At 64.1% G+C, this 13505-nt stretch carries 13 protein-coding genes; 3 read left to right on the plus strand and 10 right to left on the minus strand.

Annotated features, from left to right (window positions below):
- Nucleotides 1–22: 22 nt before the first annotated feature.
- The 3 genes from AC1RU4_RS13290 to AC1RU4_RS13300 all read right to left on the minus strand — a co-directional run bounded on the left by AC1RU4_RS13290 (nt 23) and on the right by AC1RU4_RS13300 (nt 4330).
- Nucleotides 23–1516 (minus strand): carboxypeptidase M32, encoded by a 1494-nt coding sequence (locus tag AC1RU4_RS13290; protein WP_492891559.1) that lies wholly within the window; start codon nt 1514–1516, stop codon nt 23–25.
- Between the two features lie 290 nt (nt 1517–1806).
- Nucleotides 1807–3321: a choline-sulfatase gene (betC, locus tag AC1RU4_RS13295; RefSeq protein ID WP_492891560.1), complete on the minus strand. Its 1515-nt coding sequence runs from the start codon at nt 3319–3321 to the stop codon at nt 1807–1809.
- Nucleotides 3322–3388: 67 nt separating this feature from the next.
- Nucleotides 3389–4330: a choline ABC transporter substrate-binding protein gene (locus tag AC1RU4_RS13300; RefSeq protein WP_492891561.1), complete on the minus strand. Its 942-nt coding sequence runs from the start codon at nt 4328–4330 to the stop codon at nt 3389–3391.
- Nucleotides 4331–4481: 151 nt separating this feature from the next.
- On the opposite strand from AC1RU4_RS13300, the gene AC1RU4_RS13305 reads away from it, so the two are divergent.
- The gene (locus AC1RU4_RS13305; protein WP_492891562.1) at nt 4482–5381 is read left to right on the plus strand and encodes a LysR family transcriptional regulator; all 900 of its coding nucleotides are present in this window, start codon (nt 4482–4484) and stop codon (nt 5379–5381) included.
- A 176-nt stretch (nt 5382–5557) separates the two neighbouring features.
- Nucleotides 5558–6010 carry a DUF1801 domain-containing protein gene (locus AC1RU4_RS13310; protein ID WP_492891563.1) on the plus strand — a complete coding sequence of 151 codons (453 nt, stop codon included), beginning with the start codon at nt 5558–5560 and terminating at the stop codon, nt 6008–6010.
- A gap of 250 nt (nt 6011–6260) precedes the next feature.
- Here AC1RU4_RS13310 and AC1RU4_RS13315 read toward each other — a convergent pair whose 3' ends face one another.
- From AC1RU4_RS13315 to AC1RU4_RS13335, 5 genes are all read right to left on the minus strand, one after another.
- On the minus strand, nt 6261–7649 hold the full coding sequence (locus AC1RU4_RS13315; RefSeq protein ID WP_492891564.1) for a diguanylate cyclase domain-containing protein: 1389 nt from the start codon (nt 7647–7649) through the stop codon (nt 6261–6263).
- A gap of 401 nt (nt 7650–8050) precedes the next feature.
- Entirely contained in the window at nt 8051–8323 is a 273-nt protein-coding gene (gene minE, locus AC1RU4_RS13320) for a cell division topological specificity factor MinE (RefSeq protein ID WP_492891565.1), read from the minus strand.
- Nucleotides 8320–9132, minus strand: coding sequence for a septum site-determining protein MinD (gene minD, locus AC1RU4_RS13325; RefSeq protein ID WP_492891566.1), 813 nt, complete (start codon nt 9130–9132; stop codon nt 8320–8322). Before minD ends, minE begins: the two co-directional genes overlap by 4 nt.
- A gap of 14 nt (nt 9133–9146) precedes the next feature.
- Nucleotides 9147–9845: a septum site-determining protein MinC gene (minC, locus tag AC1RU4_RS13330; protein WP_492891567.1), complete on the minus strand. Its 699-nt coding sequence runs from the start codon at nt 9843–9845 to the stop codon at nt 9147–9149.
- 231 nt (nt 9846–10076) lie between these two features.
- A complete protein-coding gene (locus AC1RU4_RS13335; protein WP_492891568.1) occupies nt 10077–10724 on the minus strand; it encodes a MarC family protein in 648 nt (215 codons plus the stop codon).
- A gap of 366 nt (nt 10725–11090) precedes the next feature.
- Here AC1RU4_RS13335 and AC1RU4_RS13340 point away from each other — a divergent pair, with 366 nt between their 5' ends.
- Complete coding sequence (locus tag AC1RU4_RS13340; protein WP_492891614.1) at nt 11091–12014, plus strand: YiiG family protein; 924 nt, start codon at nt 11091–11093, stop codon at nt 12012–12014.
- 143 nt (nt 12015–12157) lie between these two features.
- On the opposite strand, the gene AC1RU4_RS13345 is transcribed toward AC1RU4_RS13340, so the two are convergent.
- Together AC1RU4_RS13345 and AC1RU4_RS13350 are read right to left on the minus strand one after the other, a co-directional pair.
- A complete protein-coding gene (locus AC1RU4_RS13345; RefSeq protein ID WP_492891615.1) occupies nt 12158–13036 on the minus strand; it encodes an ABC transporter ATP-binding protein in 879 nt (292 codons plus the stop codon).
- 53 nt (nt 13037–13089) lie between these two features.
- A complete protein-coding gene (locus tag AC1RU4_RS13350) occupies nt 13090–13422 on the minus strand; it encodes a hypothetical protein (RefSeq protein WP_492891569.1) in 333 nt (110 codons plus the stop codon).
- Nucleotides 13423–13505: the final 83 nt, after the last annotated feature.

A 13505-nucleotide genomic window follows, 5' to 3' on the forward strand; every position in this document is an offset into this window, starting at 1 on the left:
CGGGCCGTTCCGCTATCTGGGTTCAATCCGCGCCGAGATAGCGCCGGGCGAGATGCGCCTTGAACACGCTGGCATCGAGCGGCCGGCCGGTGGCGCGCGTCAGCAATTCATCGGTCTCGAAATGCGAGCCCTGCGCATGGATGTTGGTGCGGAGCCAGCCGACCAGCGGCGCGAAGTCGCCGCGGGCGATGCCGGGCAGCGTGTCGGGCTCGGCCCGGCAGGCGGCGTCGAAGAGCTGGGCCGCGGTCATCGCGCCGAGCGTGTAGGTGGGGAAATAGCCCCAGCCGCCGCTCGGCCAATGGATGTCCTGCAGGCAGCCGAGCCGGTCGTTGGGCGGGGTGATGCCGAGCAGGTCCTTCATTCCCGCGTTCCACGCTGCCGGAAGTTCGGCAAGCGGCATCGCATCGGCGATCAGCGCCTTCTCCAGCCGGTAGCGCAGGATGACGTGAGCCGGATAGGTCACCTCGTCGGCATCGACCCGGATGAAGCCGCGCTCGATCCTGGTATAGCGCCGATACAGCGCTTCGGCCTCCCAGCCGTGGCCGGAGCCGCCGAACGCGGCGCGCATCAGCGGCGCGGCGAAGGCGATGAACTCCCGGCTGCGACAGGCCTGCATTTCCATCAGCAGGGACTGGCTCTCATGCACGCTCATGCCGCGCGCCTGCCCGACGGGCTGACTCATATAGGCACCAGGGCGTCCCTGTTCGTAGAGCGCATGGCCGGTCTCGTGGATCACCCCCATCAGCGCCCTGCTGAAATCGGCGTCGTCATAGCGCGTGGTGATGCGCACATCATTGTCGGCGCCGCCGCAGAACGGGTGCGTCGAGACGTCGAGCCGGCCGCGCTCGAAGTCGTAGCCGAGCGCCGCCATGATCTTCAGCCCGAGCTGGCGCTGGGCCTCGACCGGGAAAGGGCCTTCCAGCCGGGCGGGTTCCGGCCGGCGTCCCTGCGCGGCGAGCGCGTCCTCGGTGAAGCCGGGCAGGAAGGCGGCGAGATCGTCGAACAGCGCGTCGATCGTCGCAGAGGATCCGCCGGGTTCGTAGTCGTTGAGCAGCGCGTCATAGACGGAGAGGCCGAGCCTCGTGCCCTTGGCCGCGCCGACCTCGCGTTGGAGCCGCAGGACCTCGGCGAGATAGGGGAGCAGTCCGGCGAAATCGGAATCGGCGCGGGCTTGCCGCCACGCCATCTCGCAGGCCGAGACCGCCTTGCTGGAGGCTTCAACCAGATCGGCCGGCAGGGCGGTCTGCACGGTCCATACCCGCCGGATTTCGCGCAGATTGGACCTCTCCCACCCGGTGAGGCCGTCATCCTGCTCGGCCTCGGCCAGCCAGCCGCCGATACGGGGATCGACCGCCATCTCATGCTGCATCACCCGCAGGAGCGCCATGCTCTCGGCCCGGGTGCTGGCGGCGCCCTTCGGCATCATGGCGTCGCTGTCCCATTGCAGGATGCCGATGGCATTCGACATGGCGGCGACGCGGCCGAAATGGCCGGAAAGCGAGGCGTAGGCGGTCATGAGGTCCATTCTCCGGGTGCGAACTCCGCAACGAGGACCCCTCGCGGCCGACTTCCCTCTCGGGTTGCGGGCACGGATTCGATCGCTCGACGGCCGCCTAGCATACTCGCCGCCGCTGCGGCCACCCGCGACATCATTGTTCCGTGAACGAGACCGAGGAGAGGATCGGCCGCGGCTCGTCGCAAACCTGCGCGTGCCGGGCCTGGGATCCATCCATGGTGCGGGATCCGGCGCATGGCCGACTGTATCGGCGTTTGTCGAATTGGCCCCGCCTTGGATGAATTGACCTGTCACTCGCCCCGCGGATAGCGCTTGGCCTCTTCCAGCACGTTCAGATCCATGTGGTTGCGCATGTAGCGCTCGGAGGCCTTCTGGAGCGGCTGGAAATCCCAGGGGAAATAGGCGCCGTTGCGCAACGCTTCGTAGACGACGTGGCGGCGTGCCTGGCTTGCCCGAACCTCGGCGTCGAAGCGCGCCAGATCCCACCGCTGGCGCATGGTGGCCGTCATGGCCGCGAGGATGCCTGCGCAGGCGGGGTCGCCCGCCCGGTTGTTCAGCTCGTGCGGATCCTCTTCCAGATTGGTCAGGATGGGGGGATCGAGCTCGCAGAGAACGAGCTTCCACGGTCCATCGCGCAGCGCAACCAGCGGAGCGTAGGAGCCCTCGGCCGCGTATTCCATCGGCACGGGGCTGCGCCGGCTTTCGCCTGTTGCCGGGCCGACCAGGCTCTCGCCATCGGTCCACGGCATGACACTGCGGAGATCAATTCCGACCAGATCGGCGAGAGTGGGCAGAACGTCGAGCGTCGAGGCGGGATGGTCGATCCGGCCGGCCGGAAGCGTCGGGGCGGCGATCATCAGCGGCACGCGTGCGGAGCCCTCGAAGAAGTTCATCTTGAACCACAGGCCGCGCTCGCCAAGCATGTCGCCATGATCTGAGACGAAGACGACGATGGTGTTCTCCGCCATGCCGCAGCGTTCCAGCACGTCGAGCAGCTCGCCCACTTTTTCGTCGATATAGGAGATATTGGCGAAATAGGCGCGACGGGAACGGCGTATGTCCTCGTCCGTCACATGGCTCGACGCGTGGTTGCTGGCCAGCAGCAGCCGCTGCGAGTGCGGATCCTGCGCCTCGAAGGGGATCGCCGGCACCACGGGAGCCAGCGCCGGACAATCGGCATAGAGATCCCAGAAGCGCCGGCGCGCGACATAGGGATCGTGTGGGTGGGTGAAGCTCACCGTCAGGCACCACGGACGGTCGTTGCTGCCGCGTGCCAGATCATAGAGCTTGCGCACGGCGTGATAGGCGACCTCGTCGTCATATTCGAGCTGGTTGGTGATCTCCGCGACGCCGGCGCCGGTGACGGAGCCAAGGTTGTGATACCACCAGTCGATACGTTCGCCGGGCCTGGTGTAATCGGGCGTCCAGCCGAAATCGGCGGGGTAGATGTCGGTGGTCAGCCGTTCCTCGAAGCCGTGCAGCTGATCCGGTCCGACGAAGTGCATCTTGCCCGACAGCGCCGTGTGATAGCCGGCGCGGCGCAGATGGTGCGCGAAGGTGGGAACGTCGGAGGTGAATTCGGCGGCATTGTCGTAAACGCGCGTGCGGCTCGGCAGCTGGCCCGACGTGAAGGAGGCCCGCGCGGGCGCGCAGAGCGGGCTCGCCGTATAGGTGTTGACGAAGCGGGCGGAGCGGGCGGCGAGAGTCTTCAGATGCGGTGCGTGCAGAAATTCGGCCGGTCCGTCGGGAAACAGCGTCCCGTTCAACTGGTCGACCATCAGGACGAGAATGTTCGGGCGCGTCATTGCATGTCTTCCGGTACGAGGCACGCGGGGAGCGCCGGCCGGCTTGCTTCCGGCGCTCCCCGATCGGTCACAGGCCGAGCGCCGCCTTGACGGCCGGGAGGCCCGGCTTTCCCTCGAAGGTGCTGACGCCGGCGAGCCAGGCATCGAGCGCCTGCGGATGGCTTTTGATCCAGGCTTGCGCGGCGGCCTTGGGCTCCTGCCCCTCGTCGAGGATCTTGCCCATCAGTGTGTTTTCCATGGGCAGATCGAATGTGAGGTTCTTGAAGAGCGTCGCCGCGTTCGGGCATTCGGCCGACCAGCCGCTGCGCGCGAGCGTACGCACATCCGCCCCGCCATAATTGGCGCCGAAATAGGCGTCGCCGCCCGACAGATACGTGATGGCGAAGGTCTCGTTCATGGGATGCGGCGCCCAGGCGAGGAACACGATCCATTCCTTGCCGCGCTCGGAACGCTTGACCTGCGCCAGCATCGCCTGTTCGCCCGATTCCACCACTTTCCAGCCGGTCAGGCTGAAATCATTGGCGTCGATCATCTTCTGGATGTTGGCATTGGCCGGCGCGCCGGGCTCGATGCCGTAGATCTGCTTGCCGAACTTATCGGCATTGGCGGCGAGGTCCTTGAAATCCTTCACGCCGGCCTCGGCCACGAAGCTGGGTACGGCGAGGGTGAACTTGGCGCCGGCGAGGTTGGTGCCGAGCACGTCGACGGCCTTGGCCTCGTTCAGCGCGTCGATGAACTTCTGCTGGGCCGGCATCCAGTTGCCGAGGAAGACGTCGATGCCCTTGTTCTTCATCGCCTCGTAGCCGATGGGCACCGAGAGGGTCTTCACGTCCTGCGTGTAGCCGAGCCCTTCGAGCAGGACCCCGGCGATGGCGTTGGTCGAGGTGATGTCGGTCCAACCCGGATCCGACATCCTGACGGTCTTGCACGTGGGAGCGTCGGCGGCGGCCGCAGGGCCGGCGGCGAGGAGGAGGGTAAGGGCCGAAGCGGCCAACAGCATGCGATTCATGGTCTACCTCTGGAAGGATGGGAGGCCGGGATCGCAAGGAGGGCGACCTTGAATTGGCTTTCGTGCCCGCCTTGTTCTGCTCGATATCAGGCAGTTAAATGCCAAGGGTTGTGAACCCTCATTTTTTCGATCATCGCCCTAAGAGAATCTTATGTCTGCGCGATCACTCGACCTCGGCTGGATTCGCGTGTTCGAGGCTGTGGGGCGCTTGGGAAGCCTGACGGCGGCGGCCCATGAGCTCGGCCTGTCCCAGCCGGCGGTGAGTTACACCATCCGGCATCTGGAAGAACAGGTCGGGACGGCTCTCCTCGCCCGTGGGCATCGAGGCAGCACGCTTTCGCCGGCAGGCGAATCGCTGCATAGGGCTGCGACGGCCGCGGTGGCCGAACTCGACGCCGCGACGCGCTCGATCCGACGCATGAGTCGCCAGCCGGTGGTGCGCCTGTTCACCGATTACGGGTTCGCCTCATTCTGGATGATGCCGCGTGTGGCGCAGTTCCGATTGGTCCAACCCGGCACCGACGTCCACATTATCGCCTCTGCCGCGGCGGATCCCGGCATGGACGACGCGGAGGACGTCGCGGTGCTGTTCGGCGCGCGGAACGACTTCCCGCCCGAGGCGATCCAGTTGTTCCAGGAATGCGTGCATCCGGTTTGTAGTCCCGGTTTTGCGGCCCGCCATGGACTCGGCGAGCGGCCGGAGAGAATCGGCCAGCTGCCGCTGCTTCATCTCGAGAGCACGCCGGCGCCGCGCTGGTTCGGATGGAGCGACATGTTCCGCGCGATGGGCATCGAGCGGGAGCCGAGTTCCAGCGACCTCAGCCTCAATACCTACGGCCTCGTCGTGCAGGCCGCGATAGCCGATCAGGGGATTGCGCTCGGCTGGGCCGGATTGATCGACGGCGCGCTCGCCGATGGAACGCTGGTCGCCGTGGGACCATCATTGGTGCGCAAGGATAGCGGATACTGGCTGAAGCCCGGTCGAAACCTGTCGCCTCCCGCAAGGGAGCTTATCGGCTGGATCCTGGACGAAGTGCGTGTGCTGGCCTAGCTGTCCGAAATCGGTGTGCGCCGCATGTGCACGAAACCACGATTGAAACGAGGTCCGGGGCGACCTGCTCGGGCGCTGTATTCGAAATCGCGACGAGAAACGATGGCACCAAGTACCGGCCAGCGATAGTCACGTGACAGGCGAGCGACAACAACCGTAGAGAAAGTGATGCAGCCATGGAGAAGAGAAACAGCGGTTCGACGGAAGAAAAAGGAGGAGGTTCTCCTTCTGGGCTGATAGATGCGAAAATCGAGGAACTGACCGACTGGCGGGGCGAGATGCTCGCCCGTATCCGAAGTCTCATCAAGCAGGCCGACCCCGAAGTGATCGAGGAGTGGAAGTGGAGAGGGGTTCCGGTGTGGTCGCATGCCGGGATCATCTGCACCGGCGAGACGTACAGGAATGTCGTGAAGATGACCTTTGCCAAGGGCGCCTCGTTGGACGACCCATCGGGCCTCTTCAACTCCAGCCTCGAAGGCAACACCAGGCGTGCCATCGATTTCCACGAGGGTGACAAGATTGATGAAAAGGCGTTGAAGGCGCTCATTCTCGCCGCCGTCGCACGGAACACATCGGCGCGAGCTGCCGCAGGCTCCGTCCGCTCTCAGAGGAAGCCAGGGAGCGCCTGAGGAAAGCTTTCCCATTGATGAGATGGTAGCCGGCTTATGAAATGGAATGTCCTGAGAGGTGCGTCAAGCTGCCGTCTGCCCGATCGGGCCGGGGGAGGGATCGATCATTTGCTCGTACTCATCCCACTTCGCACGATGAAGACCCGCAGGCTTTAACCTCGACTGCGTCGCTGAAGCGCATCCCGCCATTCCGGCCGATTTCAATCCTTGGGCGCTGGCCTCGCCGACCGCCTGGCCGGTCCTTGGCAATTCAGGAGCGCGGCGTCATATCGCTGAAGATGCGGAACGTGTTTCGGCCGGCGATCTTGGCGTCGTAGAGAGCGCGGTCGGCGGAGGACAGCACCTGAACGGGATTCACGCCGTTCGCCGGCGCATGGGCGATGCCGATGCTGAGGCCGACGATGGTCTCGACGCCGCCAATTCGAATCGGCTCGCATATTGCTTCGATCAGGCGTTGCGCGATTGTGGCGGCCCCGGATGGGTTTCCATGCAGCGGGTGGATCACGGCGAACTCGTCGCCACCCAGCCGTGCAACGATGTCGTCAGGTCCGATGGCCGAACGAAATCTGGCAGCCGCCTCGAGCAACACGCTGTCGCCGGCGTGGTGCCCGAATGTGTCGTTCACCTGCTTGAAGCAGTCGAGGTCCATGCACATCAGCGCGAAGGGTTGGCCGGTGTGCCGGCTGCGGGCGATGGCCTCATCGAGGCGCTGGGCGAACAGGGCTCGGTTGGGAAGGCCGGTCAGCGCATCGTGCAATGCGAGGTGCTCCAGGCGCGCCTCGGCCTGCTTGCGCCGGTCGAGCCCGCGTACCGAGGCGACGTACCCATCGGGCATGCCTGTCACCTTGTTTCGCGTGAGCCTGATGGACGCCTCCATCCAAATCCACGAACCGTCTTTGTGACGCTGGCGCTGCTCGCTCAGGCCAAGCTCCAGGCTTCCCTCCCGGACCTGTTGCATCAGCGCGCGAAACTCTGCCGCGTCGTCGGGATGCGTGATTTCGCTGGCACGGCGGCCGATCAGTTCTTCCGGCTCATACCCGAGCAGCGTCTTGACCGAGGGGGAGATATAGAGCCGGACGCCATCGAGGTTGCCGCGGACGATCGTGTCCGTGGAGGTTTCCGCGAGTAGCCGGAACTCTGCCTCTCGCTCGGCCGCTTCCTGTGCGTCACGAAGGAGGCGAAGGCTCTCGCCGGCGATTTCCGCCAGATCCTCGAATTGGCGAACCTCTTCGGCGGTAAAGCTGCGGGCGCGCGTATCGAACACCGCGAGACGCCCGGCCGCGTCCGGGCCGAAGGGAGCGCTCGCGAGAAAACGTACGTCCGGTGCGGAAGCGACATAGGGCAGGTCGGCAAAAAGCTCATTCTGCCGGGCGTCTTCCACTACCAGCATCGGCAGGCCGGCGTCCGGGCGACCTTCGAGCGTCACCGCGAATTCCCAAATGCGCCTGTCGGCATCCTCAGGCATGGCAGTCCAATAGGCGGGGCCTTTCTCCCAACAAACAGAGGCGACGGGAACCCGAAACAAGGCGCGGGCGGTGCGGCAGAGCGCCTCGAAGCGAAGCCCTGTCGATGAACCCTCGGCCTCCGGGCTGGAGGGCTCCTCCGCTTGAATCGCCTCGCTCTTCGCAATAGCCGTCATTGATTTCGAATCCGCGCATATTCGACGGTATGAGTATCCTTCGCGGAGAAGCCTGCGGCTATGGCAATGTAGCACCGCGCAGGTATGGCTCGGCAATGTTGCGCGGTAGGTCGATGAGGAGAAGGCTGGAGCTTCAGTGTCGCTTGCCTGCGTGCGCTTCGCGCGGGTGATCACAGGCGCACATGGCTGACGATCGCGCTGCCTGCGCAGCGGCATTCCGGCATGCCGGCGGAAACGAGGCTGGAAAGGCGGCTGGGAGAAGGCTTCGCTTGCAGCGAAAGGCGGCGCATGTCTCGCTCTGCGCCGCCGGCAAAGTTAAGCCGGCAATCCTCCACGCCTGCCGCTCGGGATGGGAACGGGGTTGCGTCGTGATGGCCAAGCAGGATCGGGGCGGCTTGCCGTCAAGCGGCCTGTGTCATTCCGAGATCGCCATTGCTGCGGATCTCGACCTCGATCTCCAGGACCGACATCGGGGTTCCGCGCTCCAGGCGAACCTTCACGCTGTCGCGTTCGCAGGGCACGCGCTTGGCGACGGCCGCCAGGATATCCTCCCGCAGGCTGGATAGCAGGTCGTCACCGCCGAGAACCTGACGCTCATGCGACAGCAGGATCTGCAGCCGTTCACGCGCCTGCGGCGCGCTTCCATTGGAAAAAAACCGCTTCCATAGCGTCATGCCGCCCTCCGCAGGAATTTCCCGAACAGGCCGAGCCGCTGCTTCGGCGTTTCCATGGTGACGTCCTCGCCCTTGAGGCGCCGCGCCGCGTCATTATAGGCCCGTGCCGGGGCGCTATCCGGGTCGTGGATGGAGACCGGCACGCCGAAATTCGAGGCTCTCAGCACGTCGGGACTCTCGGGAACGATGCCAAGCAGCGGCAGCGACAGAATTTCCATCACGTCCTCGGTCTTCAGCATGTCGCCGCGGGCTGCGCGGATCGGGTCGTAGCGCGTGAGCAGCAGGCGTTTGTCGACCGTCTCGCCGCGGGCGGCCCTCAGGGTCTTGGAGTCGAGGATGCCGACGATGCGATCGCTGTCGCGCACCGAGGAAACTTCCGGGTTGGTGACGACGATGGCGATTTCGGCGTGGCGCATGGCGAGCGTCGCCCCGCGCTCGATGCCGGCCGGGCTGTCGCAGATGACCCAGTCGAAATGCCGCGAGAGATCGTCGATCACCTTGTCGACGCCCTCTTCGGTCAGCGCATCCTTGTCGCGGGTCTGCGAGGCGGGCAGCAGGAACAGCGAATCCAGCCGCTTGTCCTTGATCAGCGCCTGCGGCAGCCGGGCATCGCCCTGGATGACGTTGACGAAGTCATAGACCACGCGCCGCTCCGCACCCATGATCAGGTCCAGGTTGCGCAAGCCGACGTCGAAGTCGACGACGACCACTTTATCGCCGGTCCGCGCAAGCGCGGCACCGATGGCAGCCGTCGTCGTGGTCTTGCCGACGCCGCCTTTTCCCGACGTGACGGTGATGATTTTTGCCATGCCTCGGTTCGCTCCTAAAGTGCGGCTAGCCGCAACGCGTCATCTGCGGTCCATACACGCACGGCCCGGCCCCGGAGGGCGCCGTCAATGTCTTCCGCCGTCCTGTAGATGCCGTCGACGGCCAGCAGTTCCGCTTCCATCTTCGTGCAGAAAATCTGGGCCTTGGAGCCGAAGGTGACCCCCGCGATCGCCCGACCTGCCAGCGTGCCGTAAACGTGGATCGATCCGCCGGCGATGATCTCGGCGCCCGCTCCAACCGACCCGACGATGGTTACGTCGCCTTCCAGGCATACGATCGACTGCCCCGACCTCACCCGCTGCTCGACGAGCGTGTTCACCGGCTCGACAGGCTTGGGCAACTCCACCGGGACGACGACTTCGTCCGGGACGACAAGGGTGGCATCACGCCCGCCACGCAGCACCGGCGGCATGGAGGCATCGACCATGCTGGGGCGAATGCCTTCAAGTCCGATGAGGCGTACGCCGCGCGCCGCGAGTTCGCCGATCCAGCGTTCGACCTCCGCCTTGCTGGTTGCGGTTCCCGCCATGTCGAGGACCACCGTCCGACCGGTGAAGAAGCCCGGCGAGCGCTGCAGCCAGATGTCGAAATCGGCGAGCCACGGCTCCAGCGGCACATCGGCGACAAGCGTCATCGCCATAAACGAGCGACCACGAAAGCGGATCGATGGCCCAGACCGGCTGACAGCATTCACCGTTCGAATCTCCTCTAGTCAGGAGAGATTCAGTTAATCTTGGTTAACGACCGGTTAATCGGTGCTGATGAAATCAGTGAGGAGCCGATCGGCAATGAGTGCTCCCGATCCGCTGCCGGCAGCGAGTGGGTCCGTTTGGGGTAGTCCATCGCAAAAGATCAACAGGGCCGCGATTGGTCTGCGGCTCGTGTGAAGGCCCGTAGGGCCATAGGCAGCGCCGCCATGAACGGACTAGGCGGGAGGAGCCATGAGGGATTGGTAGCCGGTCCACAAAATCTGGACGCCGATACATAGCAGGATGAAGGCCGACAGCCGCACGACGACGTTGGTGCCGTTCTTTCCCAGCAGCGCGATGACCCGCTCGCCAAACCGGTAGCAAACATAGATCGTAACCGCCGTGGCAATTATCCCTGCGATAACAGCGCCCAGAAACGGTGCGTTTGCAATGCCATAGTCCCCGCCGGGCCGTTGACTGCCCAGCGCGATGGCAACCGAGATTGTGCCCGGTCCCACCGTGAGCGGCATGGTCAGGGGATAGAAGGAATCGATGTCGGGGTGGTTGTCGACAGTGGGCCGTTGTGATTCAGAAACGACGCCTGTCTGGAGCAACTTCCACGCGAAGGCCACGACGACCAGTCCACCGGCGACGCGGACAATCGGGAGTGTGATGCCGAAGAACACCAGAATATGGGATCCGACGAACATCGACCCGGCAATCAACAATACGCTGTTGATGGCGACGCCGCGTGCCAGAGCCTTGCGCTCGACCTCTGTGCAGGAGGCCGTCAGGCCGATGAAGATCGGCGCCCCGCCGATTGGATTGATGATCGGGAAGAGAGCCGCATAGACCAGAAGGAAGACGCTGGTGAAATTGTGCATTGTGCGAGGCGGCTAGGAGCAGCGGGCAGGGGCGGCGCGATTTCGGATTGTCGGCAAGCAGACATCCGTCGAAAGGCGGATCGGCCCGAACTCGAACGACATTTTCCACCCCGATCCCTGTGCGTGAACGCGTGACCACCATAGCGCGCCAGGGCTGCACGTCACCCGTCGTTTTTCCTTATGGGCTCTCTATCAACACGCTCAACTGTCTTCGCCGACCTGACGTCGGGGCTCTCGCCATCCGCCCCTGCCATATTAGCCTTAGGTATGATAATTCTTGAGTACAACGGTAACGGCCCGGCATCAGGCTGACGACGATCAGCCGATTGGCGAGAGGCTGACCTTGGGGGGATGGTGATGAAATCTATCCGCGCGCCGATTGCCTTCATGGCCTCATTGATCGCGTTGGCACCTTTACTCGGAGGTGCCGCAGCTGCGCAGAACTCGTCACTTACCGAGAAGCTCAACGCTTATATCGGCTGCATCAACCGCCTTTCCGAGCGGAGTTATTCGTCTCGCGAGCGCTATTTCAGCTGGGTCGGAAAGAACGGTCCTACCGGCAAGGAGCGGATCATTTACGGCACCTACACCATCTACGACACAACGGACTGTAAGCGGGACGTCGAGGCCGCCAATGCGCTCGAGCCGCGTGACGCCGAACTGGAAGCCGCGGCAACGGCGTTCGTGGAGGCTGTTGTCGTGCTCGAACCGTTGCTGAAGGAGGCGGACGACTATTACGAGCAGGAGAACTACAAGGACGACAAGATGACAAAGGGCAAAGCCCTGCATCCCCGTCTGGTCGCCGCCTGGAACGCGTTCGCGGCCGCCGACGCGAAGCTCCGTGCCGGTGTCGATACGCTCCAGGACAAGCGGGCGGCGGAGAAGCTCGCCGAGATCGAGAAGACCGAAGGGCGCAAGGAAAGCTATCATGTCGAGGCACTGATGATGCGCGCCAAGCGTGTCTTGCGCACGCAGAATGCCTCGCCTCCCGATCTGGCCAGCATCACTCAGGCGTTGAACGAATACGAAGCCATAACCAAGGCGACCGCCGACTACGCCGATACGAACAAGGACAGCAAGATCGGAGGGAGTTTCGTCAACGACGCCAAGGCGTTCCTTGTCACGGCAAAACAGCTGATGCGGCGTATTCGAGACAAGGTGCCCTACAGCAGCGGCGACAAGATGATGCTCAATTCTGGCGGCGGGTGGATGGTCGAAGGGTCTCCGGCTCGTCTTGTCCGCGATTACAACGAGCTCATCAACAGCTACAATCGCGGCGTGCGATTCTGACGATCGTTCATGGGGATGTGAAGAATCGTCCGCCGACACCGGTGGCATCCTCCAGCAGCCCCCGCCGATGCCTGTCGAGGAATGCCTCCAGGTATCGGTACAGGTCGGCGAGGTCCGGCAGGACCAGCCGGGATCTGGCCGATTTAGATGATGTCGTAGAGGGAGCGACCGCCAAGGTCGATGTTCAGGCCTTGCAGGTCGGCTGTTCCTGCCTCGCGTCCCATGGCTTTGATGCTTTCGTCGCGGATGAGCGACATGAGGTGCGCGCGCACGTCGACGAAGCTGGCCGAGGTCATCATTCCGGGCTCGCGCGGACGAGGCAGGGGAACCTGTATCTCCGCCTTCACCGAGCCGGGCCGCGACGTCATGCAGTAGATGCGATCGGACAGGAAAATAGCTTCGTCGATATCGTGGGTAACGAAAAGCACGGATATCTTGAGGCTCTGCCAGATGTTGGTCAGTATCTGCTGCATGATGATCCTGGTCTGGGCATCGAGAGCTCCGAAGGGTTCATCCAGCAGCAGCACCTTCGGCCCGGTCGCCAGTGCCCGGATGATGCCGACGCGCTGCTTCATGCCGCCGGAGAGGCTGTCGGGATAGGCGCTCTCAAAGGCCAGCAGACCTGATAGCCCCAGCAGGGTACGGGCGGCACGCTGGCGCGTGAACTTGTCCATCCCCTTCATTCTCAGCCCGAACTCGATGTTCTGGCGAACCGTCATCCACGGGAAGAGCGAGTATTGCTGGAAAACCATGCCTCGATCGGCGCTGGGCTCCTTCACCACCTCCTCGTCCACGGCGACCACGCCGCGTGTTGGCGTCAGGAAGCCGGCCACCGCATTCAACAGGGAGGATTTGCCGCAGCCGGATGGGCCAATCAGCGAGACGAATTCGCCCGGCTCGACATGGATGCTGGCATTGGTGACGGCTTCCATCGGCCCTGCCGGCGTCGGATAGCTCAGCGCGAAATTGCGGACGTCGATGCGTCCCTTGCGTGGATTCTCCGTGGTTATCTCACTCGCCATAATGTCGACCGCCTCGGCAACACCCTGAAAATGCATGGTCCGGCTGCTCCGGCTCAGGCGGTGGCCCATGCCGATCCGCTCCCGATTTCTTCGGCCACAAGGCTCGCCTGGCCATAGGCCGCCTCCACGGGCCGGGCCGCGGCGAGGCACAGGTCTTCGCGGTCGGGAGTGCTCACCAGCTGAACGCAGACGGGAAGCCCATCCACCTTGCCACATGGCGTCGCCAGGCTTGGCAGGCCGGTCACGGTCCACAGGCTTTGAAGCTTCTGCTCTCCCGTTCGATCCGAAAGCGGTGGAGCCGAACCGTCGGTTGCGGGTGTCAGCACCACGTAAGGCTCCTGCATGAGCGCGAGCAGATGCGCACGGAAATAGGCGGCGTCGCCCACAGGCCCAGCATCAGTTCGCCGGATAGCGCGAGCTGCACCATCGCCTCCGCCAACCTGGACGGCCCCGGAAACAGCCGCGCATT

Source organism: Ancylobacter sp. GW821-FHT10E12 (genome assembly GCF_058809335.1).

Excerpts from the sequence above, each read along its gene's own strand:
- AC1RU4_RS13290 (WP_492891559.1), bottom strand. The coding sequence starts at position 1,516 with ATGACCGCCTACGCCTCGCTTTCCGGCCATTTCGGCCGCGTCGCCGCC.
- betC (WP_492891560.1), bottom strand. The coding sequence starts at position 3,321 with ATGACGCGCCCGAACATTCTCGTCCTGATGGTCGACCAGTTGAACGGG.
- AC1RU4_RS13300 (WP_492891561.1), bottom strand. The coding sequence starts at position 4,330 with ATGAATCGCATGCTGTTGGCCGCTTCGGCCCTTACCCTCCTCCTCGCC.
- AC1RU4_RS13305 (WP_492891562.1), top strand. The coding sequence starts at position 4,482 with ATGTCTGCGCGATCACTCGACCTCGGCTGGATTCGCGTGTTCGAGGCT.
- AC1RU4_RS13310 (WP_492891563.1), top strand. The coding sequence starts at position 5,558 with ATGGAGAAGAGAAACAGCGGTTCGACGGAAGAAAAAGGAGGAGGTTCT.
- AC1RU4_RS13315 (WP_492891564.1), bottom strand. The coding sequence starts at position 7,649 with ATGACGGCTATTGCGAAGAGCGAGGCGATTCAAGCGGAGGAGCCCTCC.
- minE (WP_492891565.1), bottom strand. The coding sequence starts at position 8,323 with ATGACGCTATGGAAGCGGTTTTTTTCCAATGGAAGCGCGCCGCAGGCG.
- minD (WP_492891566.1), bottom strand. The coding sequence starts at position 9,132 with ATGGCAAAAATCATCACCGTCACGTCGGGAAAAGGCGGCGTCGGCAAG.
- AC1RU4_RS13335 (WP_492891568.1), bottom strand. The coding sequence starts at position 10,724 with ATGCACAATTTCACCAGCGTCTTCCTTCTGGTCTATGCGGCTCTCTTC.
- AC1RU4_RS13345 (WP_492891615.1), bottom strand. The coding sequence starts at position 13,036 with ATGGCGAGTGAGATAACCACGGAGAATCCACGCAAGGGACGCATCGAC.